At 51.8% G+C, this 25,584-nt stretch carries 24 protein-coding genes; 19 read left to right on the top strand and 5 right to left on the bottom strand.

Annotated features, from left to right (window positions below; genetic code table 11):
- The first annotated feature begins 120 nt into the window (after nucleotides 1–120).
- On the top strand, nucleotides 121–1,242 hold the full coding sequence (locus ACKWCC_RS03335) for a PQQ-dependent sugar dehydrogenase (protein WP_413994481.1): 1,122 nt from the start codon (nucleotides 121–123) through the stop codon (nucleotides 1,240–1,242).
- The gene (locus ACKWCC_RS03340; protein WP_413994482.1) at nucleotides 1,239–1,652 is read left to right on the top strand and encodes a c-type cytochrome; all 414 of its coding nucleotides are present in this window, start codon (nucleotides 1,239–1,241) and stop codon (nucleotides 1,650–1,652) included. Before ACKWCC_RS03335 ends, ACKWCC_RS03340 begins: the two co-directional genes overlap by 4 nt.
- A gap of 173 nt (nucleotides 1,653–1,825) precedes the next feature.
- On the opposite strand, the gene murQ is transcribed toward ACKWCC_RS03340, so the two are convergent.
- A complete protein-coding gene (murQ, locus tag ACKWCC_RS03345; protein ID WP_413994483.1) occupies nucleotides 1,826–2,638 on the bottom strand; it encodes an N-acetylmuramic acid 6-phosphate etherase in 813 nt (270 codons plus the stop codon).
- A 3-nt stretch (nucleotides 2,639–2,641) separates the two neighbouring features.
- Nucleotides 2,642–3,391 (bottom strand): DeoR/GlpR family DNA-binding transcription regulator, encoded by a 750-nt coding sequence (locus ACKWCC_RS03350; protein WP_413994575.1) that lies wholly within the window; start codon nucleotides 3,389–3,391, stop codon nucleotides 2,642–2,644.
- A 217-nt stretch (nucleotides 3,392–3,608) separates the two neighbouring features.
- Here ACKWCC_RS03350 and nagB point away from each other — a divergent pair, with 217 nt between their 5' ends.
- The 8 genes from nagB (at nucleotide 3,609) to acs (ending at nucleotide 15,064) form a co-directional block, all read left to right on the top strand.
- The gene (gene nagB / locus ACKWCC_RS03355; protein ID WP_413994484.1) at nucleotides 3,609–5,537 is read left to right on the top strand and encodes a glucosamine-6-phosphate deaminase; all 1,929 of its coding nucleotides are present in this window, start codon (nucleotides 3,609–3,611) and stop codon (nucleotides 5,535–5,537) included.
- A 61-nt stretch (nucleotides 5,538–5,598) separates the two neighbouring features.
- Nucleotides 5,599–7,122: a glycoside hydrolase family 10 protein gene (locus ACKWCC_RS03360; protein WP_413994485.1), complete on the top strand. Its 1,524-nt coding sequence runs from the start codon at nucleotides 5,599–5,601 to the stop codon at nucleotides 7,120–7,122.
- Nucleotides 7,106–8,380 (top strand): MFS transporter, encoded by a 1,275-nt coding sequence (locus ACKWCC_RS03365; RefSeq protein WP_413994486.1) that lies wholly within the window; start codon nucleotides 7,106–7,108, stop codon nucleotides 8,378–8,380. Before ACKWCC_RS03360 ends, ACKWCC_RS03365 begins: the two co-directional genes overlap by 17 nt.
- Entirely contained in the window at nucleotides 8,367–9,959 is a 1,593-nt protein-coding gene (locus tag ACKWCC_RS03370) for a glycoside hydrolase family 3 protein (protein WP_413994487.1), read from the top strand. Before ACKWCC_RS03365 ends, ACKWCC_RS03370 begins: the two co-directional genes overlap by 14 nt.
- A 2-nt stretch (nucleotides 9,960–9,961) precedes the next feature.
- Complete coding sequence (locus tag ACKWCC_RS03375) at nucleotides 9,962–11,062, top strand: anhydro-N-acetylmuramic acid kinase (protein ID WP_413994488.1); 1,101 nt, start codon at nucleotides 9,962–9,964, stop codon at nucleotides 11,060–11,062.
- Nucleotides 11,063–11,085: 23 nt separating this feature from the next.
- A complete protein-coding gene (locus tag ACKWCC_RS03380) occupies nucleotides 11,086–11,349 on the top strand; it encodes a DUF4212 domain-containing protein (protein ID WP_413994489.1) in 264 nt (87 codons plus the stop codon).
- Between the two features lie 54 nt (nucleotides 11,350–11,403).
- Entirely contained in the window at nucleotides 11,404–13,098 is a 1,695-nt protein-coding gene (locus ACKWCC_RS03385; protein WP_413994490.1) for a sodium:solute symporter family protein, read from the top strand.
- A 58-nt stretch (nucleotides 13,099–13,156) separates the two neighbouring features.
- The gene (gene acs / locus ACKWCC_RS03390) at nucleotides 13,157–15,064 is read left to right on the top strand and encodes an acetate--CoA ligase (RefSeq protein WP_413994491.1); all 1,908 of its coding nucleotides are present in this window, start codon (nucleotides 13,157–13,159) and stop codon (nucleotides 15,062–15,064) included.
- A 271-nt stretch (nucleotides 15,065–15,335) separates the two neighbouring features.
- Here the strand turns inward: acs and ACKWCC_RS03395 are convergent, their stop codons facing one another.
- Nucleotides 15,336–16,559, bottom strand: a complete 1,224-nt coding sequence (locus ACKWCC_RS03395) for a multidrug effflux MFS transporter (RefSeq protein ID WP_413994492.1) — start codon at nucleotides 16,557–16,559, stop codon at nucleotides 15,336–15,338.
- Between the two features lie 107 nt (nucleotides 16,560–16,666).
- Between ACKWCC_RS03395 and udk the strand changes: the two genes are divergently transcribed.
- The 9 genes from udk to ACKWCC_RS03440 all read left to right on the top strand — a co-directional run bounded on the left by udk (nucleotide 16,667) and on the right by ACKWCC_RS03440 (nucleotide 23,712).
- Nucleotides 16,667–17,275 (top strand): uridine kinase, encoded by a 609-nt coding sequence (gene udk / locus ACKWCC_RS03400; RefSeq protein ID WP_413994576.1) that lies wholly within the window; start codon nucleotides 16,667–16,669, stop codon nucleotides 17,273–17,275.
- A 4-nt stretch (nucleotides 17,276–17,279) separates the two neighbouring features.
- Nucleotides 17,280–17,612 carry an FtsB family cell division protein gene (locus tag ACKWCC_RS03405; protein ID WP_413994493.1) on the top strand — a complete coding sequence of 111 codons (333 nt, stop codon included), beginning with the start codon at nucleotides 17,280–17,282 and terminating at the stop codon, nucleotides 17,610–17,612.
- A gap of 242 nt (nucleotides 17,613–17,854) precedes the next feature.
- Nucleotides 17,855–18,628: a ParA family protein gene (locus tag ACKWCC_RS03410; protein ID WP_413994494.1), complete on the top strand. Its 774-nt coding sequence runs from the start codon at nucleotides 17,855–17,857 to the stop codon at nucleotides 18,626–18,628.
- A gap of 2 nt (nucleotides 18,629–18,630) precedes the next feature.
- Nucleotides 18,631–19,539, top strand: a complete 909-nt coding sequence (locus tag ACKWCC_RS03415) for a ParB/RepB/Spo0J family partition protein (protein ID WP_413994495.1) — start codon at nucleotides 18,631–18,633, stop codon at nucleotides 19,537–19,539.
- A 22-nt stretch (nucleotides 19,540–19,561) separates the two neighbouring features.
- A complete protein-coding gene (locus tag ACKWCC_RS03420) occupies nucleotides 19,562–20,170 on the top strand; it encodes a DUF5683 domain-containing protein (RefSeq protein WP_413994496.1) in 609 nt (202 codons plus the stop codon).
- Between the two features lie 53 nt (nucleotides 20,171–20,223).
- On the top strand, nucleotides 20,224–20,925 hold the full coding sequence (gene dapB / locus ACKWCC_RS03425) for a 4-hydroxy-tetrahydrodipicolinate reductase (RefSeq protein WP_413994497.1): 702 nt from the start codon (nucleotides 20,224–20,226) through the stop codon (nucleotides 20,923–20,925).
- Nucleotides 20,926–21,004: 79 nt separating this feature from the next.
- On the top strand, nucleotides 21,005–22,702 hold the full coding sequence (gene lepB, locus ACKWCC_RS03430; RefSeq protein ID WP_413994498.1) for a signal peptidase I: 1,698 nt from the start codon (nucleotides 21,005–21,007) through the stop codon (nucleotides 22,700–22,702).
- Between the two features lie 64 nt (nucleotides 22,703–22,766).
- On the top strand, nucleotides 22,767–23,384 hold the full coding sequence (locus tag ACKWCC_RS03435; protein ID WP_413994499.1) for a WbqC family protein: 618 nt from the start codon (nucleotides 22,767–22,769) through the stop codon (nucleotides 23,382–23,384).
- A 4-nt stretch (nucleotides 23,385–23,388) separates the two neighbouring features.
- Entirely contained in the window at nucleotides 23,389–23,712 is a 324-nt protein-coding gene (locus ACKWCC_RS03440) for a DUF6122 family protein (RefSeq protein WP_413994500.1), read from the top strand.
- Here the strand turns inward: ACKWCC_RS03440 and ACKWCC_RS03445 are convergent.
- Nucleotides 23,686–24,696 (bottom strand): endonuclease/exonuclease/phosphatase family protein, encoded by a 1,011-nt coding sequence (locus ACKWCC_RS03445; protein WP_413994501.1) that lies wholly within the window; start codon nucleotides 24,694–24,696, stop codon nucleotides 23,686–23,688. The two genes, ACKWCC_RS03440 and ACKWCC_RS03445, sit on opposite strands and share 27 nt — an antisense overlap.
- Before the next feature lie 4 nt (nucleotides 24,697–24,700).
- A complete protein-coding gene (locus tag ACKWCC_RS03450; protein WP_413994577.1) occupies nucleotides 24,701–25,582 on the bottom strand; it encodes a rhomboid family intramembrane serine protease in 882 nt (293 codons plus the stop codon).
- Nucleotides 25,583–25,584: the final 2 nt, after the last annotated feature.

The raw sequence follows: 25,584 nt of genomic DNA on the forward strand, positions 1-25,584 counted from the left end.
ACAACTCCTGATTTGGGGGCAGTTTTGTTATTCTTATTGTAAAAGTTTAAACGTATATCTCTAAGTTTGTTCGTAATCTCGTATTTTGTGACGATAATAATATTACTCTAACGTTGGGTCATGAAGAAAAGTATGCTTTTTATTGTTTTATTCGTTGTAATGCTCAATTTTTCCTGTGCGCAGGACGCTGAAAACAAGGTGATTACACCCGACAGCTTTCCCTTTACGGTAGAGCAGTTGGTCGATGAGCTCCAAATACCGTGGGGCTTCGCCTTCCTTCCTGATGGTAGCATGCTCATCACCGAAAAATCTGGCGATCTTATTCATTTTTTCGATGAAAAGCACACAAAAATTCTAAACGTACCGGAAATCTACCAACGTGGCCAAGGCGGATTGATGGATGTGATCCTGCATCCCGATTACGAAAAAAACGGGTGGCTGTATCTTAGCTATGCCTCTTCCGAAGGGGAGGGAAAAGGCGGTAACACCGCCATTATGCGTGCCAAATTAAAGGACGGTGCCCTAACGGACAGGAAAGTCCTCTACAAAGGGGAGGGCAACACCACCAAGGGACAACATTTTGGTTCCAGAATGGTGTTTGACAGGGACGGGTACTTATTTTTTAGCATTGGTGATAGGGGCAACCGGGACGAAAACCCACAGGACCTTACCCGTGACGGTGGCAAGATCTACAGAATAATGGATGATGGCAGCATTCCCCAAGACAACCCGTTCGTGGGCACTGATGGTGCCAAGACGGCCATTTACAGCTACGGCCATAGAAATCCCCAAGGTTTGGCACTCCACCCCGAGAGTGGCAAGGTCTGGGATCACGAACACGGCCCCAGGGGCGGAGATGAAATCAATATCATTGAGAAGGGTGTCAACTACGGTTGGCCAGTGATAACCTATGGCATAAACTACAGTGGCACCAAAATAACGGACAAAACCGAAATGGAGGGCATGGCACAGCCCATTTACCAATGGACACCGTCCATAGCCCCTAGCGGGATGGCCTTTGTAACTTCGGACAAATATCCCGGATACAAGGGAAGTCTCTTGGCAGGTTCACTCTCTTTTCAGTATTTGGAGCGGTTGGTCTTGGAAGGCAACAAAGTGGTAAAGCGCGAAAAGTTGCTGGGAGACCTGGGCCGGGTAAGGGACGTGCGCCAAGGCCCCGATGGTCTGATCTACGTGGCCGTGGAGGGCAAGGGCATCTATAAACTGGTACCAAAAAAATGAAAGGGCTGCCCACATTCCGCTGCCTTGGCCTTGCACTGTTATTCCTGCCGGGCATCATCCGGGCACAGTCCGATGACCTTAGGGCCAGCATGCACCGTGGGGCCGAAATCTACGCAGATTTCTGTATGAACTGCCATATGGCCAATGGAGAGGGCGTGCCCTATACCTTTCCGCCGCTTGCCAACTCAGACTACCTCATGAAAAACCGAACGGCGAGCATTGCCGGAGTGAAGTACGGCATGCAGGGCGAAATTGTGGTGAACGGAGAAACCTACAACGGCACCATGGCCCCAATGGGCTTGGAAGACGGGGAGGTGGCAGATGTCATGAACTACATTCTAAACATTTGGGGCAACCGTTCCGATAAAATGGTGACACCGGAAGAGGTTGCCGCGGTCCAGAAGCCCTAGATCGGTCTGTACTCCTTCGTTTGTTGGCAACGGGCTCCTTGGGCCCATACCTGTTTCACAAAAAATGAAGTGGGATCGGCCACAAAATTAGCCCATCAAATATTTTTTGGAACACTGGAACATTTGGCCCATAAGGTTTTCCTTTAACGGTGAGGGGCCATGAAACAAAGCCCCTATCGCTTCCCCGCTTCCACCGCCTTTTTTACCGAACCGTGCTTGCGCAACAATTTTTGGGCATCGGCGTAATCCAGGCCCAAGCCTTCCATGACGTAGCGGGTGCCCCGGTCCACGAGTTTGTCATTGCTCAACTGCATGTTCACCATTTTGTTCCCTTTTACCCGGCCAATTCGGATCATCAGGGCCGTGGTGATCATATTGAGCACCAATTTCTGGGAAGTGCCGCTCTTCATCCGGGTGCTGCCCGTTAAAAATTCAGGGCCAACGTTCACGGCTATGGGGATATCGGCGTTTTCCGTAATGGGAGACCCCGGGTTGTTGGTAACACAGGCCGTAAGGTTACCGTGCTTCCGGGCTTGTTGGAGTCCGCCCAGGACATAGGGCGTGGTACCGGAAGCCGCAATGCCCACAATAACATCCTGCGGGGTAATATCATACTCCATCAAATCCTTCCAGGCCTGCTCCGTATGGTCCTCTGCCCGCTCCACCGCTTTCCGTATGGCCGTGTCACCGCCGGCTATGAGGCCAATGACACGGTCATGGGACATCCCAAACGTTGGCGGAATCTCCGAGGCATCCAAGATTCCGAGTCGGCCACTGGTGCCCGCGCCAATGTAGAACAAGCGCCCGCCGGCCAAAAAACGGTCGGCCAACTTATCCACCAAAAGGGTAATCTGGGGAATTACCTTGGCAACCGCCTGGGCCACCTTTTGGTCTTCCTTGTTCATATTTATCAGGATGGCCGTGGTGTCCATTTTCTCAAGGTCATCGTAAAGGGATGGGGTTTCGGTAATTTTGGTGTATTTCATGGATTAAAGGATATTGATATCTAGATTATGAAAGGTTTTTAACAATACGTCTCGGGGCTCCAATTCGGTGATCATGGTGTTTATGGCGTTAATGTCGCACGTCTTGTACCTATGTTGGGAATTGAGTTTTTCCGAGATGGACAACAGTACGGTTTTTTTGGAGGCCTTGATCACCGCTTTTTTGATCTGCACAATGTCCCAGTCGAACTCCGTTAAGCCGTACACGGCATCCACATAGCCCGTGCCAATAAAGCCGTAATCCACCTTAATCTCGGAGAGTGTGTGTATCGCATTGGCACCAATGGCAATTTGGGATTCCTTGGTGATCTGCCCCCCGATCACAATGACCATGACATTGGGTTTGTTGCTCAGCGCCATGGCCACTGGGAGGCTTATGGTAAAGCAAGTGAGGTTCAGATGATCGGGCAGCAAACGGGCCATTTCCAGACAGGTGGTGCCCCCGTCCAAAAAAAATACCGCTCCGTCCCGCAGCATGCCTATGGCCTTTTTTGCAATGACGGATTTCTCCTCTAGGGCATAGATATTGGTATTGCGGGCGCTATTGGTGGTAAAGCCCAGGGAGATGGCGCCCCCGTGAACTTTCTTAAGCTTGTTCTCCGCATCCAGCTCCTTTACGTCCCGGCGAACGGTATCTATGGAAACGTCCAGGCTTTCCGCCACATCGGTGAGCAAAATTCTGTTGTGCAGCTCCACCTCGTTCAAAATGGCCTGCTGCCGCTCTTCCTTTAACATGCTCATGTCAGCTTTTTATTAAAAATGTCCAAGGGCAAAGATAATGAAAAATACAGGATGCCATTTTTTACCGTTTTGGATTAAATAAAGGAATTATCTGTCAATAAAAGCAAAAAACAGCATATTTTATGGCAACAAACAGCATAAATAGCCAAGTCTTGCTTATATTTGCACGAAATTTTAACTTCATAATCCCTAAAAGGACGTAGAAATCGGTATGAAAACCAACATTGAGAAGCAGCACAAGGGCATTGCCCACAAACCGGCAGGACAATTTGAGGAAACCCGCTTTGAAAAGATCCACAATGTGATCTTCGAGGACTCCAATATGGCCTCGGTGGTCGTGGCCGAAGAGATGGCCTCCCTGATCAGAAAAAAACAGGCCCAGGGAAGAAAATGTGTCTTGGGGCTGGCCACGGGCTCCTCCCCCATCAAGGTATATGAGGAACTGGTACGCATGCACCAGGAAGAGGGCCTTAGCTTTGCCAATGTGGTTACCTTTAACCTGGACGAATACCTTCCCATGCCCAAAAGCAGCCTCCAGAGCTACCACTACTTTATGCACGAGCATCTTTTTGACCATGTGGACATTGCGCCGGAAAACATCCATATTCCGGATGGCACCTTGGAAAGCGAAGAAGTCGTGGCCTACTGCCTGGACTACGATAAAAAAATAAAAGATCACGGCGGACTGGACTTCCAGTTGTTGGGCATAGGCAGAACAGGGCACATAGGGTTCAACGAACCGGGGTCGCACGTCAATTCCGGAACCCGCATCATCACTTTGGACCACATTACTCGTGTGGATGCCGCCCCCGCCTTTTTGGGGATAGACAACGTGCCCAGAAAGGCCATTACCATGGGCATTGCCACCCTGAGCAGAGCCAAACGCATTGTTCTTTTGGGGTGGGGCCAGAACAAGGCGGCCATCATCAAAAAAACCATTGAGGGCAAAATCTCCTCACAGGTGCCCGCCACCTATCTGCAGGAACACGGCAACTGTACTTTTGTCTTGGATACGGCCGCGGGAAGCGAACTTACCCGTAACAAGACCCCTTGGCTGGTGGAAAGCTGTGAATGGACGGACGAGCTCATTGCCAAGGCCATTGTCTGGTTGTGCGGCACCACCGGAAAACCCGTGCTGAGCCTTACGGACAAGGACTATAATGACCACGGCATGGCAGACCTGCTCACCATGTACGATTCTTACGACCTCAACATAAAAATGTTCAACAGGCTACAGCACACCATCACCGGATGGCCGGGCGGTAAACCCAAGGCAGATGACACCCATAGACCGGAACGGGCAGAACCGGCCAAAAAACGGGTCATCATCTTTAGCCCCCACCCGGATGACGACGTCATATCCATGGGCGGAACCTTTAACAGGTTGGTGGAGCAGGGCCATGAGGTGCACGTTGCCTACCAGACATCCGGTAACATTGCCGTTTCCGATGGCGATGCCAGAAAACATGCCGAAATAGCACAGTCCGTAAACCCATCACAAGAAGGAAAAAAGATTTTGGAGGCCCTTGACGCCAAAGAGGACAATACGGTGGATTCTCCGGAAGTACGAAAGCTCAAGGGCAACATTAGACGCTCTGAATCTTACGCGGCCACACGCTACATGGGCCTGGAGGACAAGAACGTGCACTTCCTGGACCTACCCTTTTACGAGACGGGTACCGTAAAAAAGAAACCACTTTCCGAAGAGGACATAAAGCTCATGATGGACCTTATCCGGAGCATAAAACCGCACCAGGTCTATGCTGCGGGCGATCTGGCGGACCCACACGGTACCCACAAGGTATGCCTGGATGCGGTATTTGAGTCCATGCAACGCCTTCTTGATGAACCTTTCATGGAAGATTGTTGGCTATGGCTGTATCGGGGGGCTTGGCACGAGTGGGACATCAATGAAATTGAAATGGCCGTGCCCATGAGCCCAAGCCAAGTCCTAAAAAAGAGAAACGCCATTTTCTGCCACCAATCCCAGAAGGATGGGGTCATGTTCCAAGGGGACGACAGTAGGGAATTTTGGATGCGCGCCGAAGAAAGGAACCGTGACACTGCCAATAGGTACAAGGCACTGGGCATGGCCTCTTACGCGGCCATGGAAGCTTTTGTGAGACATAAGTTCAAATAAATTCCAAAGCATAAAAAAAAAGGCCTATTTTAGTTATGAATAGGCCTTTTTTCCTTTCCCTATGCCAAGATACCTTCTTCTTTTAGCACTTGCCCTCCTAACGGGCTGCAGCGCCCATAAACGGGACAAACACAGTCCCAAAAGGGAGTTTAGGGGAGCTTGGGTGGCCACGGTGGTAAACATTGATTGGCCCAAGGACGGAAACGACAGCGCTGCCAAGCAAAAGGCCGATTTTCTGGACATCCTGGACTTTTACCAGGAGCTGAACTACAATGCGCTCATTGTACAGGTAAGGGCGGCCGGGGACGCCTTTTACCCCACGGACCTGGCCCCGTGGTCCCGCTATCTCACGGGCAAGGAGGGGCGGGCGCCGGCCTGGGAGGAGGATCCTTTGGCCTGGATGGTGCAAAAGACCCATGAAAGGGGCATGGAGTTCCACGCCTGGTTCAACCCCTACCGGGCCACCTTTGATCTTAAGACCGAAACCTTGAGCCCCAACCATGACTACTTCATGCATCCCGAATGGATGGTAAGATACGGGAACAAGTATTACTACAATCCCGGCATTCCGGCGGTAAGGAAAAAGTTCAACCAGATCATTGCCGAGGTGGTGGCCAAGTACAACATAGACGCCGTACACTTTGACGATTATTTTTACCCCTATAAAATTCAAGGCGAAACGCTGCGGGACAGTGTGGACTTCAACCACTATGCGGTACAGGGGCAGTCCCTGGAAGATTGGCGCCGCAGCAATGTGGACTCCCTGGTCAAGGGCGTGCACCAAACCATTAAAGACACCAAACCATGGGTACAGTTTGGCATAAGCCCTTTTGGGGTATGGAAGAACAAGAGCACTGATCCCCGCGGATCGGACACCCAAGCCGGCCAGACCAATTATGATGATCTTTATGCAGACCCCCTTCTATGGATGGAACAGGGATGGCTGGACTATATTGCGCCCCAGGCCTATTGGAGCATGGACCTGCCCGTGGCCTCCCACCGGACCATTTTAAAATGGTGGGCCAACCATTCACCAAACACCAACATCTATATGGGCAATGGCGCCTATAAAGTGCGCAACAATGCAGACGGTGCGTGGTCCAAAAAGAAAGAGCTGCCCAACCAGATAGCCCTGGCAAGGGAAACCCCCCAAGTGGGCGGCAACATCCTGTTCAGCGCCAAATCCCTGATGAACCATAATCCAGATGTGGTAGCCTACCTTAAACGGAAGTTTTACAAGTATCCGGCCCTTACGCCTTCCATGCCGGTGGCGGCAGACCTGCCCTTGACCACCCCCAAAGTGGTCCGCGCCATAAGGGAAAAGGACAGTGTTTCTTTGCTTTTGGATGGGGCCAAAGGCCTCACCACCGCCCTGTTCTATCGCTCGGGCAAAAAGGGGCGCAAGACCAATTCCATCAGAAAACTGGTGCACCGGGCCAAAATTGAATCGAACCGGGTGTGCATCCCCGTGGAAGCCTGGCGCGGCAGGTCCATGGCCGTGGGATTTTTGGACCGCTATGGGCGTGAGGTGCCGCCCCTGGTACTAACCACCAAACAACTGACCAACAATGATAAAAAAAGATAAAGGGGCTTGGGTCTGGGTGCCCATTCTCTATTTTACCCAAGGTCTGCCCTACGTCATGGTGGTCACCGTTTCCGTGATCATGTACAAACAATTGGGCGTGTCCAATGCAGACATAGGCCTTTATACCTCTTGGTTGTACCTCCCCTGGGTGCTGAAACCTTTATGGAGCCCCTTTGTGGACCTAAAGAGCACCAAACGAAAATGGTTCTTGGGAATGCAGGCCATCATTGCCCTGGCCCTTTTCGGGGTGGGGCTCAGCATCCCCACCAACATGTTCTTTGTGACCACCCTGGCCTGTTTTTGGATGGCGGCCTTTGCCTCTGCCACCAATGACATTGCCTCGGACGGGTATTATATGATCGGTCTCACAGAAAAAAAACAGTCCTTCTTTGTGGGCATGCGCAGCACCTTTTACCGTTTGGCCATGGTCACCGGAGAAGGGCTCATTGTCTTTTTTGCCGGGTTCCTGGAACAAAAGTACGGAGACAATACCAAGGCATGGAGCATGACCATGACGGCCGCCGCCTTCTTGATGCTGGCCCTCACCGTGTCCAACTTTTTCGCGGCGCCAAAATACGAGACCTCCGGGGCCATTGCCACCCAAAGGCCCAAAGGCTTTCTGGAGGTGTTCCGCACTTTTTTCCAAAAACCACAGATCGGCATTGCCCTGGCCTTTATCCTTACCTACCGCCTGGGCGAGTCCCAATTGGTAAAAATGGCAGCGCCCTTTCTATTGGACTCCGCAGAAGAGGGCGGTCTGGGCTATTCCACCCAAGAATTGGGCGTGCTCTTTGGCACCGTGGGGGTGATCATGCTCTCCATTGGTGGTATTCTGGGCGGTATCCTGATTTCGCGGGATGGCCTTAAAAAATGGATGCTTCCCATGATTTTGTCCCTTAACGTGCCCAATGTCCTTTATGCCGTCCTGGCCGCGACCAAGACCACCCATATCGTGGCCGTGACCGCGACCGTGATTTTTGAGAAATTTGGGTACGGCTTTGGGTTTGCCGCCTTCTTAATGTACCTTATCTACATTGTAGAGGGAAAATCCAAAACATCGCACTACGCCATAGCCACGGGATTTATGGCACTGGGCATGATGTTGCCCGGCATGATCAGCGGCTATATGCAGGAATGGCTGGGCTATGACGGATTTTTTATATGGGTGGTCATTGCGGCACTGCCCGCCTTTTTCTTGTTGAAGTATCTTGAGTATCCGGCGGAATTTGGAAAAAAAACGAACGATGATGGAGAGTAGTCTTCCACCTTTTGAAGAGGCCAACAGCACGTTGGGCAACAAGGAGAAAGCGGGCCAGCTCTTTATGCCCGCCGCCTTCATAAACGATACCGAGGCCCAGATACGGCAACTGGAGGCACTGATTCGCGACCACCACGTGGGCGGCCTGTGCTTTTTTCATTCCCGCGCCAGTGCCGCCACCAATTTTGAGGGAAAAAAGGAGGTGGTGCGCAATGAAAGCAGTTTACATACCCTGAAAAAGCTCATCACCAGATATCAAAAAACAAGTAAATATCCCTTGCTCATGGCCATTGATGCCGAATGGGGCCTGGCCATGCGCATTGAAAACACCCCTCGGTATCCCTACGCCATTACCTTGGGGGCCCTGCAGGGCCAAGAACAGCTGATCCGTGAGGTGGGCCAACGCATTGCCCAGGACTGCAAGTGGGCCGGTCTGCACTGGAACCTCTCTCCCGTGGTGGACATCAACACCGATGCCAACAATCCGGTCATTGGCTACCGTGCCTTTGGCGATGATAGGGAAGCCGTTGCCCAAAAAGCAAGGGCCTATGTGGAAGGCATGCAGCTGGAAGGCGTGCCCTGCAGCATCAAGCATTTTCCAGGACATGGGGATACGGCAACGGATTCCCACCTTGGGCTGCCCGTCATAAAAAAGGCCAAAACAGCGCTGGTGCAGCATGAGCTGTACCCCTTTAAAGAGCTGATAGCAAATGGGGTGGAGGCCGTTATGGTGGGACATTTGTCGGTACCCGCCCTAACACAAGAACCTTCCGTTCCTTCCAGCATCAACAAAGACATCATCAAGGGAGTGCTCCGAAAAGAAATGGGGTTCCAGGGCTTGGTGATATCCGATGCCCTTAACATGCACGCGGTGTCCAAGCACTACCCGAAACCCGGCGAACTGGAGTGGTTGGCCTTTGATGCCGGGAACGATATCCTTTGCTTTGCCGAGCATGTGGTGGAAGGCATAAATACCATTGTAAACCGCAGTGGGCCCAAACAACTTCAGGCATCCTTTGAGCGCATTTGGAGGCTAAAGGAGCGTGTGTTCGTGAACCGGAACAGCGAAAATGGGCCTGTGCCCATCCCCGGGATCAAGGAACGCGTGGCCCAAACGGACGCCCTGAACCGGAAAATAGCCAAAGAGGTGCTTACCCTGCTCACCGGATCGGAAGCGGCCATTGCCCGGTTTCGCGAAAACAAGGTGCACACCCTTGATTTCCGCAGAAAGGACGGCGATACGGACGCACAGATCGCGGCACACCTGGACCAACTTCTGGCCCGGGCCAAAAATGAAGAACACCTACTCCTGAACCTTACCCCGCCCAGGGTAAAGCCCAACAATGACTTTGGTTTTACCAGGGCCGAGATCAAGGGCATAAACGCCCTGCTGCAACAAAAGCAAGTGGTGCTCTACCATTTTGGCAACCCCTATGCCCTGCGCCTGTTCAAGATCCGGGGCACCGTGGCCACCGTTTTGGCCTATCAAGAATTTGAACCTTTCCGGGCCGTGGCCCACGAACATTATTTGGGGGCAATACCGGCAAAGGGCAAACTACCCATAACACTAGCACTGTAACCATGGAGCATACCAAAACATTTAACATACTGGGGCTCATGTCCGGAACCTCCCTGGATGGGCTGGACCTCTGTTATTGCCACATTTGGAAAAAACAAGACCAGTGGACATTTGAAATTTTGCAGTCCGAAAGCCGAACCTACCCAAAAGGGATGCGGTCCCGGTTAAAGCACGCCATTGAACTGCCTTCCGAAGAACTGCTGCAGTTTCACAACAGCTATGGCACCTGGTTGGGCCGGCAGAGCAAGGATTTTTTGCAAAAGCACAAGCTACAAGTGGATGCCATTGCCAGTCACGGCCATACCGTGCACCACAGGCCGGAACAAGGGCTCACCTTTCAGTTGGGATCTGGCCAGCATCTGGCCAACACCTCCGGGAATCGGGTGGTATGCGATTTCAGGACCAATGATGTGGCTTTGGGCGGACAAGGAGCTCCGCTGGTACCCATTGGCGACCGATTGTTTTTTTCGGAATACGACCAGTGTCTCAATCTGGGGGGCATAAGCAACATCTCCTTTGAAATGGAGGGCAGGCGCGTGGCCTATGACATTGGTCTGGCCAATATGGCGCTGAACCATCTTACGCGCAAAATTGATCTGGAGTACGACGAGAACGGCAATTTGGCCGCCTCTGGCCGTGTAAACGCACCTTTGTTGGAAAAACTGAACGCCTTGGCGTACTACCAACTGCCCTTTCCAAAATCCACGGGGTACGAGTGGTTCACAGATGAGGTGGTGCCTTTGTTGGACACTACGCCAGACCGCATGGAAAACCTTTTGCACACCACGGTGCACCATATCTGCGACCAGATCGCCCTACAGCTGGAAAAATACCGCACAAAGGACCTACAGCGCATGCTGGTAACCGGGGGCGGCGCCCTGAACGGATTTTTAATAAGCACGCTGAGGGAAAAACTGGGTGCAAGGACCGAAGTGGTGGTTCCGTCCAAAACGCTCATTGACTACAAAGAAGCACTGATCTTTGCCCTGATGGGGGCCCTGCGCTTGGCGGGGGAAACCAATGTGCTTCGATCCGTGACCGGTGCGGAAAGGGATTCTTGCAGCGGCGTGGTCCATTTTCCCGAACTGGGCAATTTTAACTAACTTATCCACCTATAAAAAAAACAATGTCCGATACACAAAAAAAGGCCACGGCCTACTGGAAGGAAAATCTTGGCTACCTCATCATCTTGCTCCTCATCTGGTTTCTGGTCTCCTACGGTGCCGGCATTCTCTTCAAGGAGGCCCTGGACACCATCTCCATTGGTGGCTTTAAACTGGGGTTTTGGTTTGCGCAACAGGGTTCCATCTACGTTTTTGTCATCCTCATCTTTGTCTATGTAAGGTTGATGAACAAACTGGACAAGAAATACGGTTATGATGAAGCATGACACCTATGCTTACCTGCCCAATCCCATGATTTAAACACCAAAACCATTACAACAATGACCGTACAAACCTGGACGTATCTGCTTGTGGGCATCACCTTTGCCCTTTACATAGGCATTGCCATTTGGTCCCGTGCAGGGTCCACCAAAGACTTTTATGTGGCCGGCGGCGGGGTATCCCCTTGGGCCAACGGCATGGCCACTGCCGCAGACTGGATGTCCGCGGCCTCTTTCATCTCCATGGCCGGAATCATCTCCTTTGCGGGGTATGATGGCTCCGTTTATCTCATGGGATGGACGGGCGGCTATGTGCTCCTGGCCCTGTTACTGGCCCCGTACCTAAGAAAATTTGGCAAATTTACCGTGCCGGACTTCATTGGCGATCGGTACTATTCCAAAACGGCACGCATTGTGGCGGTGCTCTGCGCCCTCATCGTTTCCTTTACCTACGTGGCCGGGCAAATGCGCGGCGTGGGCGTGGTGTTTTCCCGCTTTCTGGAGGTGGATATCAATACCGGGGTGGTCATAGGCATGGTCATTGTGCTTTTTTATGCCGTTTTGGGCGGGATGAAGGGCATCACCTACACCCAGGTGGCCCAATATTGCGTGCTCATTTTTGCCTTTATGGTGCCCGCCATTTTCATTTCCATCCAAATGACCGGAAACCCCGTGCCCCAATTGGGCATGGGATCTATGCTGAAAGACGGCTCCGGCACGTATTTGTTGGACAAACTGGACGGCCTCAGCACCGAGCTGGGCTTTGACGCCTATACCGAGGGCAAAAAATCCACCGTGGACATATTTGCCATTACCCTGGCCCTTATGGTGGGAACCGCGGGACTGCCCCATGTCATTGTGCGCTTCTTTACGGTAAAGCGGGTAAGGGATGCCCGGAAATCGGCAGGTCTGGCGCTCTTGCTCATCGCCATACTTTACACCACCGCGCCCGCCGTTTCCGTGTTTGCCAAAACTAACCTTCTGAGCACGGTGAGCAATGCCCCCTATGACAGCATGCCCGTTTGGTTCAAAAATTGGGAAAAGACGGGGCTTTTGACCTTTGAGGACAAAAACAACGACGGAAAAATCAAGTATGTGGCCAATAGGGAGGAAAATGAGCTTACCATAGACAATGACATTATGGTGTTGGCCAACCCTGAAATTGCCAATTTGCCCCCCTGGGTCATTGCCCTGGTGGCTGCGGGCGGCCTGGCCGCTGCCCTGTCCACTGCGGCAGGGCTGTTGCTGGTCATCTCGGCCTCGGTGTCCCACGACCTCATCAAGAAAGTGTTCAACCCCAATATTTCAGAGAAAGGTGAGCTTTGGGCAGCCCGAATTGCCGCCACGTTTGCCGTGGTCATTGCGGGCTATTTTGGCATTAACCCCCCAGGGTTCGTGGCCGCCGTGGTGGCCTTGGCCTTTGGCCTTGCCGCCGCCTCGTTCTTCCCGGCCATTGTTTTGGGTATTTTTTACAAAAAGATGAACAAGGAAGGCGCCATTGCCGGGATGGTGGTGGGCATTTTGTCCATGCTTTTTTACATGTGCAAGTTTAAGTTCGATATGTTTGGCGGTGGCAGCGAAGCAGACTGGTGGTGGGGCATATCCCCTGAGGGCTTTGGCAGCGTGGCCATGGTGGCCAATTTTGTGGTTTCCATTGCCGTCATGCAGTTTACGCCACCTCCCCCCAAGGAAGTGCAGGAGATCGTGGAAGACATTAGGATTCCCATGGGTGCCGGTGAAGCGGTAAACCACTAAATTCCGTATTTTTAAAGCTTGTTTTTGAACCCTTCCAAAAAGATGAAACGTTTTTGATATGAGCAACTACCACATTAAACATTTAGAGGAGTATTACCAGGTGTACCGCAAGTCCGTAAGAAATCCCGAATCGTTCTGGGAAGAAATGGCCGAGGAGCATTTTGTATGGCGCCGGCGATGGGACAATGTACTGACGTGGGATTTTGAAAAACCCGAAATTAAATGGTTTGAGGGTGCCAAACTGAACATCACGGAAAACTGTCTGGACCGCCATTTGCCCACCAGGGGCGAAAAAACGGCCATTCTCTTTGAGCCCAACGACCCCAAGGAAGCCGCACAGCACATCACCTACCGCCAATTGCACGAAAAGGTGTGCCGCATGGCCAACGTATTTCTGGAGCAGGGCATAAAAAAAGGCGACAGGGTCTGTATTTACCTCCCCATGATTCCAGAACTGGCGGTTTCCCTGCTGGCCTGCGCCCGCATAGGGGCCATCCATTCCGTGGTGTTTGCAGGATTCTCCTCCAATGCCCTGGCCACCCGTATCAATGATTCGGACTGTAAGATGGTGATCACCTCGGACGGGTCTTACCGGGGCGGAAAGACCATTGACCTTAAAAGCATTGTGGACAAGGCCTTGGAAGATTGCCCGGGGGTAACATCCGTATTGGTGGTAAACCGGATCAACGGCAAGGTGACCATGAAGGAAGGCCGCGACCACTGGTTGCAGCCCTTGATGGACGATGCCTATGCAGATTGTGTGGCCGAGGTGATGGATGCCGAAGACCCCCTTTTTATTCTGTACACGTCCGGATCTACCGGAAAACCAAAGGGAATGGTGCACACCATTGCCGGCTATATGGTATATACGGCCTATACCTTTAAAAACGTGTTCCAATATCGGGAAGGCGACATTTTTTGGTGCACCGCCGATATTGGATGGATCACCGGCCACTCCTATATTGTGTACGGTCCGCTGGCCAACGGGGCCACCACGGTCATGTTCGAAGGGGTGCCCTCCCATCCGGATTACGGACGGTTCTGGCAGGTGGTGGAAAAACACAAAATTACCCAGTTCTATACGGCTCCCACGGCCATCAGGGCATTGGCCAAAGAAAATCTGGACTATGTGGAAAAATATGACCTGAGCAGCCTAAAGGTTCTGGGCTCCGTGGGAGAACCCATCAATGAAGAGGCCTGGCACTGGTACAACAACAATGTGGGCAAAAACATGAGCCCCATTGTGGATACCTGGTGGCAAACCGAAACGGGCGGCATCATGATCACCCCCATCCCCTATGTGACCCCCACCACGCCCACCTACGCCACCCTTCCATTTATTGGCATACAGCCCGCGCTGATGGATGGGGAAGGCAAGGAAATAAAGGGCAACCAGGTGAGCGGCAGACTCTGTATAAAATACCCTTGGCCGTCCGTGGCGCGCACCATCTGGGGAGACCACCAACGCTTCAAGGACACCTATTTTTCTGCCTTCAAGGACATGTATTTCACCGGCGACGGAGCCCTGCGCGACGCCGTGGGCTATTACAGGATAACGGGGCGTGTGGATGATGTGATCATTGTCTCCGGCCACAACCTGGGCACCGCCCCCATTGAGGACTCCATCAACGAGCACCCCGCGGTGGCCGAATCTGCCATAGTGGGCTTTCCACATGACGTAAAGGGGAATGCCCTCTACGGATTTGTCATTCTCAAGGAAACTGGGGAAGGGCGCGATCGGGACAACCTTAGGCGCGAGATCAACCAACAGATCACGGAGCACATTGGACCCATTGCCAAATTGGACAAGATCCAGTTTGTGCCCGGCCTGCCCAAAACAAGGAGCGGAAAGATCATGCGGCGCATCCTTCGAAAAATAGCAAGCAACGATACCTCCAACCTGGGAGATACCAGCACCCTGTTGAATCCCGAGGTGGTACAGCAAATCATGGACGAGGTACTGTAGGCCTCCCAATATCATTGATCCAAAAGACCGCGCAGCGCCCCCAAGGCCACTGTGCGGTCTTTTTTTTGACCCCAGACAGCGCCTTAACAACCATTGCAAAAACCCTGCAAAACGTTCGCATCGCCCCTTTTTGCCCAATAAGCACGGCCATGGCCGTGCCCCAATCGGCACCGTCTTGATTTTATTGGGGGCTGCACCGGCATAAGGATCATTCAACACCTCGTACGGGGATAAAAACAGGGGCAAAGAGCAAGAAAAAAAAAGCAACGGACTAACGGTTGCACACCCGGTTCCTGGCAAAAATGGGCCGCGATGTAAACGCTAGAAACAACAGAACGGAGAGCAATCCACTAAAGCCCAGCCCGGCAAAAAGGGGCCAAACGGTCTCCTCCACAAAACTGCCTATGAAAATGGAGATCGGAATGGAGATGATGGTGGATATAAAGCCTGTAATGGCCGCCCCAATTCCCGCAATGTGCCCAATGGGCTCCATGGCTATGGACCGCATGTTGCCCCAAATGAACCCTAGACACAAAAAGAGCATGGACAGAACGCCCAGGAGCACCGCAAGCCCCGGGTCTGGCGCATTCCAAAAAACCAGGGCGTAAGACAGGGCAATGGCCGCATAGGCCAACAAAGCGGCAAAGGACAGGTTGCGCATCCCAAACCGCATCACCAAGGTGCCGTTCATCAGGGTGGAAAACCCAATGGAAATGGCCAATCCTGCAAAGACCAAGGGAAAAGTGTCCGCCAAGCCATAAAGATCTTCGAAGACGTGCTGTGCAGAACTGAGGTACACCAGGAAAGATCCGGTGATCAAACCGGATATAAACGTGCAAGACACCGTTTCCCGATGCTTGAAAATTTCCTTGGTGCCCCTTACAAAGACCCGAAAGGAAAACGGCACCTTGTATTGGGGCCGCAGGGTCTCCGGCTGTCGTTTCCAAAACCATAGGGCAATGAGCAGTGCAAAAAAGAGCTGCACATAAAAAATGCCCTCCCAGCCCCAAACCCCCATAACGGCCTTACCAAAGGCAGGGGCCACAATGGGCACCAGAATGAAGAACGCGGTGACGAAGGACATGATGCGCGCCATATAATCCCCATAAAAAGTATCGCGTATAATGGAGATGCTAATGGTCCTTGCGGCCGATAGGCCAATGCCCTGCAAGACCCTTCCCACCAACATGACCTCCATGTTGGGGGCAAAAACGCACAATAGACTGGCCACCGCAAACAGGGCAAAACCTAGGTAAACAATGGGTTTTCTCCCCAAACTGTCAGACAAGGGGCCAAAGAACAACTGCCCCACGCCCAGTCCCAAAAAAATCATGATGATCAATAGCTGGTTGGTGGTGGGGTCCAAACTGTTCACGGCCAAACCAATGTTTGCCACAGCGGGCAGTAGGGCATCAATGGCCAGGGCCACCATGGACATCAAAGAGGCCATAAGGGCAATAAACTCAAAACCGGGCTTGGCGTTCTCTTGGACCATTTTGCAAAACTAACGCTATTCGCGGGTCTTTGGACCACAAGACGCCCATTTTTGCGAAGACAACCAAAGTGTGCCCCAAATATGTATTTTTGTTTAAAATTAGAAACATGCTCATCATAGGGATCGCGGGCGGCACCGGATGCGGAAAGACCACCGTGGTAAATCAGATCATCAATGAACTGCCCAGGGAGGAGGTAGGGGTCATCAACCAAGATTCCTATTACAACGACCTCTCGCACCTGACGCTGGAAGAGCGCAGAAAAACCAATTTTGACCATCCCAAGAGCATTGATTTCAAGCTTTTGGAAGCCCACTTGGGGCAGCTAAAGAACGGGGCTTCCATTGAACAGCCCGTCTATTCGTTCCTGGAATGCAACAGGACACAAAAGACCATTCCCACCCATCCCAGAAAGGTGATGATCGTGGAGGGGATACTGATCCTTACCAACGCCAGCATCCGCGAAATGTGCGACATCAAAATCTTTGTGCACGCCGATGCGGACGAAAGGTTGATACGAAGGCTGAAGCGCGACGTGAACGAAAGGGGCTGGGACCTGGATGAAACCCTGGAGAAATATCAAACGGTCATAAAGCCCATGCACGAACAGTTCATAGAGCCCACCAAGGCATATGCAGACATCATCATACCCAACAACCATTACAATACCGTTGCCGTGGAAATTGTAAGGACCATCATCAACGATAAAATAAATTGACCCCATGGGCCTCAAGGAACTAAGACAGAGAAAATGGTTCAAGTTTTTTACCAACCTCTACGTGGTGGTGCTGACCCTGTTCGTTGTTTGGATGCTTTTTTTTGACACCAACTCCTACTTGATCCAGAGAGAGCTGCAACAGGAAATAGACCACCTGGAACAGACCAAAAACCACCTGAGAACCGAAATAGAAAAGGACCGCAAGATCATGGAGAAGCTATCCGATGAAAAAGAACTGGAAAAGTTTGCCAGGGAAGCGTACTACCTTAAAAAGAAAAATGAGGAAATCTACTTAATAGAGTACAAGGACAGTCTTCCGCCAGACCCGAATGAGTAGGGCCAAGGCATAAGCCCCCTAAAGGACCCACCGAGCACGTTGGGCGCACCGAAGGGGCAAGGGCCGTGGCTGGGCCCACCATGGCAGGAAAACCAGTGGCGCGCGCACTCCAATGCGCACCGACCTCAAACAAAATACGGGAACCCGCCTTTACCCAAGGCCCCATTTGGCCAGTGTTAACAAAATCCTTTCCCCAGCCCCGCAAATAATTGTATTTTTACCAACGAACAGATGAATGATTTATGGGCAAGATAATTGCAATAGCAAACCAAAAAGGTGGTGTGGGAAAAACCACCACCACGGTGAACCTCGCAGCCTCTTTGGGCGTACTTGAGAAAAAAGTGCTCTTGATAGACGCGGACCCACAGGCCAATGCCACCTCCGGTCTTGGCATTGATGTGGAGCAGGTTTCCTTGGGCACCTACCAGTTATTGGAACACACCAAGAGCGCCAAAGAGACCATTGTGGCCACCACCTCGCCCAACGTGGACCTCATTCCCTCCCATATAGACCTCGTGGCCATTGAGATAGAATTGGTGGACAAGGACAAGCGGGAGTACATGATGAAACAGGCCATTGCCGATCTTCGCGGGGAGTATGACTATGTGCTCATTGATTGTGCGCCCTCCTTGGGCCTGCTCACCCTAAATGCCCTGACCGCTGCAGACTCCGTGATGATCCCCATACAGTGCGAGTACTTTGCCCTGGAAGGCCTGGGCAAACTCCTCAATACCATAAAGAGCGTGCAGCGCATTCACAATCCGGAACTGGACATTGAAGGGATGCTCCTGACCATGTACGACTCCAGGTTACGACTCAGCAACCAAGTGGTGGAAGAGGTGAGAAAACATTTTGGCGATATGGTCTTTGACACCATCATACAGCGCAATGTGCGCCTTAGCGAAGCCCCCAGCTACGGGCAGAGCATCATTAAATATGACGCTTCCAGCAAAGGCGCCACCAACTATTTGAATTTGGCCAATGAGGTGGTCAAGAAAAATCAGCAAACGGTCTGAACATGGCAAAAGCAACCAAAAAACAAGCCTTGGGCAGAGGTTTATCCGCTTTGCTCAAAGACCCCGAGAACGACATCCAATCTGCATCGGACAAGAACGCCGACAAGGTTGTGGGCAACATCATTGAGTTGGACCTGCAACATATAGAGGAAAACCCCTTTCAGCCCAGGAGCAATTTCAATGACACCGCCCTTGCCGAGCTGGCCACTTCCATAAAGGAACTGGGTGTCATACAGCCCATTACCGTACGCAAACTAGGGTTTAACCAGTACCAATTGGTCTCGGGCGAGCGGCGTTTCCGAGCTTCAAAGTTGGTGGGCCTGGACACCATACCCGCCTACATACGCATTGCCAACGACCAGGAGTCACTGGAAATGGCCCTGGTGGAGAACATTCAAAGACAGGACCTTGACCCCATTGAAATTGCCCTATCTTACCAGCGCCTCATTGATGAGATCAATCTAACCCAAGAACGATTGAGCGATCGCGTGGGCAAGAAACGATCTACCATAGCCAATTACCTGAGGCTGCTAAAACTGGACCCCATTATACAAACCGGAATGCGGGACGGTTTTTTGAGCATGGGCCACGGCCGTGCGCTGGTAAACGTGGAACTTCGCGAGCACCAACTTGCCCTTTACGAAAAAATTGTGGGGGAAAACCTTTCGGTGCGCGAGACCGAAAAAGCGGTCAAGGCCTACCAAGAAGGGGGCAAGGAGGCTGCGCCACCCCGCAAGAAAAAGAGCAGCGCCACGGAACCCCACATCAGGGAGGGCATTGAAAGACTTTCGGAGCACTTGTCTGCCAAAGTGGACATCAAAACATCGGGCAAGGGCAAGGGCAGGATCACCATTCCCTTTGCCACCAAGGCAGACCTTGAACGCATCAAAAAATTGATCACGGGTGCATAGGCTGCTCTCCATATGTGCAATATTGCTGTTTGTTGTTGTGGGCGGACACGGGCAGGTTCCGGAGGCACCGGAAACGGAACAGGACAGCCTGGCCACCACCTTGAGGGAGAACAATGTGGTTTTCCAGGATTCCCTACTTCAGAAAAAACCGGTGCTGAACCCCTTGGCACCCAGCAAGGCTGCCTTCTATAGCGCCGTTTTGCCGGGACTGGGACAGATCTACAACAAAAGATATTGGAAAGCGCCCATTGTGTGGGGCGTGATCGGCGGCAGTGTGGCCATTTATATGTGGAACAATGATAACTACAACCGATTCCGAACGGCCTTTAAAAGAAGACAGGCCGGTTTCACGGACGATGAATTCTTTGATATAAACAATGACGGGATTTTTCCGGATTTTGACCTGAGCAAGCTGGAGAACCAACAGGAACGTTTTCAGCGCGACCGGGACCTTTGGCTGGTTATTTCCATTGCCATGTATGCCCTTAACATCATAGATGCCAATGTGGATGCCCATCTGAAACAGTTTAACATAGACAATAACCTGGCCTTTGACCTGGAACCCGTACTGGACCTTGACCCCATAACCAATAGGGCCAACTATGGGATGGCCGTAACGGTAAAATTTTAAAGAACCCCTTGGGGCTTTTTGGTAAGCCCAAGCTAAAAAACCAACTGGCAACCATGAACATTGCACTTTTTGGATACGGAAAAATGGGAAGGATGATCGAGGGCATTGCCCAAGAACGCGGACACCGGATTGTTGCCAAAATTGATATGGAGAGTGCCGCCCCCGATTACGGCAATATGGACGTGGCCATTGACTTTAGCACCCCGGAGGCGGCCTACGCCAACCTATCGGGCTGTTTTGCCCATGGGGTGCCCGTGATCTGTGGCACCACCGGCTGGTTAAAAGACTATGACAGGGCCGTCTCCCTATGTGAACAACACAAGGGGGCCTTTATCTATGCCAGTAATTTCAGCTTGGGCGTGAACCTCTTTTTTGAGCTCAACGAACACCTGGCCAAAATGATGGCCAAGGCACCTGAGTACACTGCCGCCATCGAGGAGATCCACCACACACAAAAATTGGACGCCCCAAGTGGCACGGCCATTACCCTTGCCGAGGGCATCTTGGCCCATTCCAACAAAAAAGGTTGGGTACTGGACCAGGACCTGCAAGACCGGCTCACCATTAGCTCCAAGAGAATTGGGGACACCCCTGGTACACACACGGTGACCTATAAAAGTGCCATAGACAACATATCCATTGAACACAAGGCCCATAACAGGACCGGATTTGCCCTCGGCGCCGTCATCGCTGCCGAATGGATATTGGGAAAAACAGGTGTTTTTGGCATGCGCGATGTGTTAAACCTGGGTTAAAAACAGTAACGATTACAGATAGCTGCGTCTAATGCGCACAAGAATTCGGTGAACCTACACACCCTAAACAACGCTTATCATGAACGGTACACAATGGATCATTTTTATACTGCTGGTGCAGGTAGTCCATTTTTTGGGAACTTGGAAACTGTACGTCAAGGCAGGTAGAAAGGCCTGGGAGGCGGCCGTACCCGTTTACAATGCCATAGTATTGATGCAGATCATTAACCGCCCCAAGTGGTGGGTGGTTCTTTTGTTCATTCCGATCATCAATCTAATGATGTTCCCGGTGATCTGGATCGAGACCATACGGAGTTTTGGCAGGAACAGCGCTGCCGAAAGTTGGTTGGTCATGCTCACCCTGGGCTTCTATATTTATTATGTGAACTATGCCCTGGACGTGGAGCACATCAAGGACCGAAGCCTACATCCGGCCACGGCCATGGGCGAGTGGATCAGTTCCATTGTCTTTGCCGTGGTGGCGGCCACGCTGGTGCACACCTATTTTATACAGCCCTACGTGATCCCCACCGGCTCTTTGGAAAGGACCCTCAGGGTGGGCGATTTCCTTTTTGTGAGCAAGTTCCACTATGGGGCACGCACACCCATGACCACCGTGGCAGCCCCGATGGTGCACGACACCCTTCCCATTTTAGGGGTACGCTCTTATCTAAAAAAGCCCCAGTTGCCCTATTTTAGATTGCCCGGATTCACCAAGGTGGACCGCAGTGATATCGTGGTCTTCAGTTGGCCGGCAGATACGGTCAGGGTGTTCTTTAAGAAGGAAAAGGGAGTGGACAAGCCCATAGACAAAAAATCGAACTACGTAAAACGCTGTGTGGGCCTCCCGGGAGATTCCTTGGAGGTTCGCGATGGCCGGGTTTGGGTGAACGGCAGCCGCCTAGAGCTTCCGGGGAGTGCCAAACCGCAATGGATTTACACCGTGTACAGTTCCAAAGGGGTCTCTTCCCGACTGCTCCAAAAATTGGGGGTGGCCGATTTTGAACGGAAGTACCTCTCCCCTCCCATAAACCAAGAACAGGCCCAGGCGCTGAACAAATACCTCACCGGATTTCGCCAAACGGACGACAATCAGATCATACTGGGCACCAAGTCATCGGGCATTCCCGCAGATGTCATAAGAAAGTATAGGCTATCCCTAAAGGAAATTACCGATCGCCAGCGCATGGTGGCCTTGACGGACGACATGGTGACCCAATTGCGCAACAGCGCCGAAATAGACTCCGTGGTCCAGGCCATTGTGCCCAAGGGGGTGGGGCAAGGGTTTCCCCAACATCCGGAGCACCCCTCCAACAACAGCCAGTTGGGACCCATTTACATTCCGCAGCAAGGGGCCACCGTGGCATTGGATCTGAACACCCTTCCCTACTACAAGAAAATCATCCGGGAATATGAGGGCAATACGCTCAGCGTATCCGGAAACCAGATCAGCATAAACGGGGAGGTCACGGACACATACACCTTTAAACAGGACTACTATTGGATGATGGGAGACAACAGGGACCAATCCGAGGACAGCAGAACCTGGGGCTATGTGCCGGAAGACCACATTGTGGGCACCCCAATTTTCATTTGGATGAGCTTTGACAACTTCACCCAGGGCGTGGCCCAATGGAAACCCAGGTGGGACCGCTTTTTTACCACCGTGAACGGGGAGGGCACGTCCCGTTCCTACCTCCTCCCCTTTTTGGTGGTGCTGGGCCTCTATTTTGTGGGAAGCTGGTTGTGGAAAAGAAGAAGGGCCCGGCAGGCCTGATGCCCTGAACCTTGAACTCCGCCCCCAGGGCAAGGCACCCCCGATCAACACAAAAAATGACGCGATGACCGTTTTGCACCCCACCTATTTTCCCTCCCTGCAGAGTTTTGCACGAATAGCCCAGGGAGACGTGATTTGGGAAACCCAAGACAATTTCCAGAAACAGACCTTTAGAAACCGCACCCATATTGCCACGGACCGGGGCAAGCACAGGCTTAGCATACCCATTGTGCACGTGGGAAGCCCCACAGGGAGGCAACGGTACAAAAACGTGATGGTGGACAATACCTACAATTGGCAGCGCCAACACTGGCGCACCCTGGAAACGGCCTACCGCACCTCTCCATTTTTTGAATTTTACGAAGACGACCTAAAACCCTTTTTCTCCCAAAGGCATCACGGCCTGTTGGACCTGAACCTAGGGAGCATTGCCCTGGTCTGCGATTGTCTCCAAATTCCCTTTCCCCAGGAACGGACCACCAGCTACGAACAGGAGCTGCCCCAATATACCGATAAAAGGGAATGGGTAAACGCCAAAGGGCCCAGTTCATTTAGGGCACCGGAATATGTTCAGGTCTTTGGGGATCGCCATGGCTTTCTTTCCAATTTGAGCATTTTGGACGCTCTTTTCAACCTGGGTCCGGATACTTTGGCCTATCTTGGGGCATTGGCAAAAAACTAGGTTCATGCTGCGTTTTTTTGTTCATTACGGCATCCACTTCCTTGTCCCGGTCATCATAGCGTTGGTGTTTTACGGCAGGCAATGGCCCCGCGCGGCACTGATTCTGTTGGCGGGCATTGTTTTGGACCTGGACCACCTCTTGGCCGATCCCGTTTTTGATGCCAATAGGTGCAGTATTGGCTCCCACCCCTTGCACACCTACTGGGCCATGGGGGTTTACCTTCTCTTACTTGTGCCCAAATGGGGCCGGCTCTGGGGCCTTGCCTTTTTGCTGCACATGGTTGCCGATCGGGCAGACTGCCTATTTATTGCCGCCCAGTCTCAGTAAGGCCATCACGGGTTCGTGGTCAGATAGGCCAATGGCATAGTTTTTATGGGAAAGCACCTCAAATTTGGGGTCGGCCAATATAAAATCGATCCTAAAGGGCAATATCGAAAAACTAAGGGTACGCCCGTATCCCCTTCCCTTTTCCATAAAGGAATCGTTCTTGTTTCCCTTTAAGAGGTGGTACGCACGGGAAAACTGATTGTTGTTCATGTCCGCACAGAACACCACCGGGTAGGGCGAGGCATTGGCATGATCTCTGATGATTTGCGCCTGCTCCTGTTGTTGGGTGAAGGAATACCGTAAACGGCCAAACAATTTTGTCGATTGCTCTCGTTTAATGCTACCGGGCCTTATGGCTAGGGACTGCAAGTGAATGTTGTAAATCCTAAGGGTATCTCCTTGGTAAAGCACATCTGCGTAAATGGCATTATTGCTCGTATCCGGCAACCTCAGGGACCCCTCGCCCACAATGGGGTATTTAGAAAAAATGGCCTGGGTATTCCTACCTTCGGAATAAGCCGTTAAGCTCTTGAAGGGATAATGGGAAAATTTTGTGTGATACACCCTGCTAAATTCCTGTAACCCGATGATGTCCGGATCTTCCTCCTTAACAAAGGCGGCAATATCATCCGGAAGATTCAAGCTCTCCTTTCTTTCAAACATTCCAAAAGCCTGCACATTGAAGCTCATTACCGAGAGACCTTCGGAAGGGACGGTGTTAACCTCACGGCCAAATTTCACAAAGGTGCCCAAAGACCAATACCCAAGCACAAGGGCAATCATGTTGAGCCAGGCCAGTTTTCGCTCAACAAACAACCAATAGACCACAGAAAGAATGTTCAATATGACCAATAAGGGCACGGCCAGGCCCAAGAAAGCAAACTCCGCAAAACCCGTGTGGGGAGCTCCACAGGCCAGGAGCAACAAAACCGCAGCTATGGCACGAAACAGGTTAAGCACCCGTAGGAACATTTTGTACATCATAGGCCTACTGTTCCTTACCCGCTTTGAAAAGAAAGTCCTTTTCCGCCTTGCTCAAACTTTCATAGCCAGACTTACTGATCTTGTCCAAAATGGCATCTATGCGCTTTTGGCGGCTCTGTTTGTCGTAATCGGCCTTGCCCCGCGATTGGTCGGGCGCCGCCCGGTTGCGGTACACCGTCTTCATGGGCGCCTTTTTGTTGGATTTGCTGAACAGGTTCAGGACGCCATCCACCATTTTGGAAAAGCCGGCACCGATATCGGTTCCCAGGAGCAGTTGCCGGGCGTACCAATAGCCCAACAGGGCCCCGCCCAAATGGGCCAAATGACCGCCGGCATTGCCGCTGTAGGGCAGTTGTATCAAGTCCGCCAAGACCACAAAAGCACCAATGTACCACAACTTTACATTAAAAAAGATCAGGCGCACCTCCTGATTGGGAATATAGGTGCACACAAAGATCAAGATGGCCGAAGCTCCGGCCGAGGCCCCAATGAGCGAGGCATTTAGGCCAAAAAAGGCGGGAAAGATATTGTAGCCAAGAACAAAGAACAGACCGCCAAAAATAACGCCGAGCAGGTACACGTTCAAAAAACGCCGGGCATCAAAAAGATTCAGGAAGATCCGGCCCACAAAATAAATGAGGAGCATGTTCCAGAAAAGGTGCCCAAAACCGCCGTGAAAAAAGGAATAGGTGACCAATGACCACGGTTGCAGCAAAAAATCGAAAAAATCCTTGGGCAGCTCAAACCACTGGACCAGACTGTTCTTGTCCAGCCCCAACAAAAAGGGCACCAATCCGTTCACGATGAACACGAGCACGTTCAGGGCTATGAGCTTCTCCCCAATGTTCAGGCGGTTGTAGTAATATCTTAAATTCCCCTGCGCCATGT

Origin of the sequence: Maribacter aquimarinus, assembly GCF_047345505.1 — a bacterium.
GTDB lineage: Bacteria > Bacteroidota > Bacteroidia > Flavobacteriales > Flavobacteriaceae > Maribacter.

Coding starts and splice junctions, on each gene's coding strand:
- ACKWCC_RS03350 (WP_413994575.1), bottom strand. CDS start 3,391: ATGTTAAAGGAAGAGCGGCAGCAGGCCATTTTGAACGAGGTGGAGCTG.
- ACKWCC_RS03380 (WP_413994489.1), top strand. CDS start 11,086: ATGTCCGATACACAAAAAAAGGCCACGGCCTACTGGAAGGAAAATCTT.
- ACKWCC_RS03445 (WP_413994501.1), bottom strand. CDS start 24,696: ATGATGTACAAAATGTTCCTACGGGTGCTTAACCTGTTTCGTGCCATA.
- dapB (WP_413994497.1), top strand. CDS start 20,224: ATGAACATTGCACTTTTTGGATACGGAAAAATGGGAAGGATGATCGAG.
- ACKWCC_RS03435 (WP_413994499.1), top strand. CDS start 22,767: ATGACCGTTTTGCACCCCACCTATTTTCCCTCCCTGCAGAGTTTTGCA.
- murQ (WP_413994483.1), bottom strand. CDS start 2,638: ATGAAATACACCAAAATTACCGAAACCCCATCCCTTTACGATGACCTT.
- ACKWCC_RS03340 (WP_413994482.1), top strand. CDS start 1,239: ATGAAAGGGCTGCCCACATTCCGCTGCCTTGGCCTTGCACTGTTATTC.
- ACKWCC_RS03440 (WP_413994500.1), top strand. CDS start 23,389: ATGCTGCGTTTTTTTGTTCATTACGGCATCCACTTCCTTGTCCCGGTC.
- nagB (WP_413994484.1), top strand. CDS start 3,609: ATGAAAACCAACATTGAGAAGCAGCACAAGGGCATTGCCCACAAACCG.
- ACKWCC_RS03395 (WP_413994492.1), bottom strand. CDS start 16,559: ATGGTCCAAGAGAACGCCAAGCCCGGTTTTGAGTTTATTGCCCTTATG.
- ACKWCC_RS03335 (WP_413994481.1), top strand. CDS start 121: ATGAAGAAAAGTATGCTTTTTATTGTTTTATTCGTTGTAATGCTCAAT.
- ACKWCC_RS03370 (WP_413994487.1), top strand. CDS start 8,367: ATGATGGAGAGTAGTCTTCCACCTTTTGAAGAGGCCAACAGCACGTTG.
- ACKWCC_RS03360 (WP_413994485.1), top strand. CDS start 5,599: ATGCCAAGATACCTTCTTCTTTTAGCACTTGCCCTCCTAACGGGCTGC.
- udk (WP_413994576.1), top strand. CDS start 16,667: ATGCTCATCATAGGGATCGCGGGCGGCACCGGATGCGGAAAGACCACC.
- acs (WP_413994491.1), top strand. CDS start 13,157: ATGAGCAACTACCACATTAAACATTTAGAGGAGTATTACCAGGTGTAC.
- ACKWCC_RS03405 (WP_413994493.1), top strand. CDS start 17,280: ATGGGCCTCAAGGAACTAAGACAGAGAAAATGGTTCAAGTTTTTTACC.
- ACKWCC_RS03450 (WP_413994577.1), bottom strand. CDS start 25,582: ATGGCGCAGGGGAATTTAAGATATTACTACAACCGCCTGAACATTGGG.
- ACKWCC_RS03375 (WP_413994488.1), top strand. CDS start 9,962: ATGGAGCATACCAAAACATTTAACATACTGGGGCTCATGTCCGGAACC.
- ACKWCC_RS03410 (WP_413994494.1), top strand. CDS start 17,855: ATGGGCAAGATAATTGCAATAGCAAACCAAAAAGGTGGTGTGGGAAAA.
- lepB (WP_413994498.1), top strand. CDS start 21,005: ATGAACGGTACACAATGGATCATTTTTATACTGCTGGTGCAGGTAGTC.
- ACKWCC_RS03365 (WP_413994486.1), top strand. CDS start 7,106: ATGATAAAAAAAGATAAAGGGGCTTGGGTCTGGGTGCCCATTCTCTAT.
- ACKWCC_RS03415 (WP_413994495.1), top strand. CDS start 18,631: ATGGCAAAAGCAACCAAAAAACAAGCCTTGGGCAGAGGTTTATCCGCT.
- ACKWCC_RS03385 (WP_413994490.1), top strand. CDS start 11,404: ATGACCGTACAAACCTGGACGTATCTGCTTGTGGGCATCACCTTTGCC.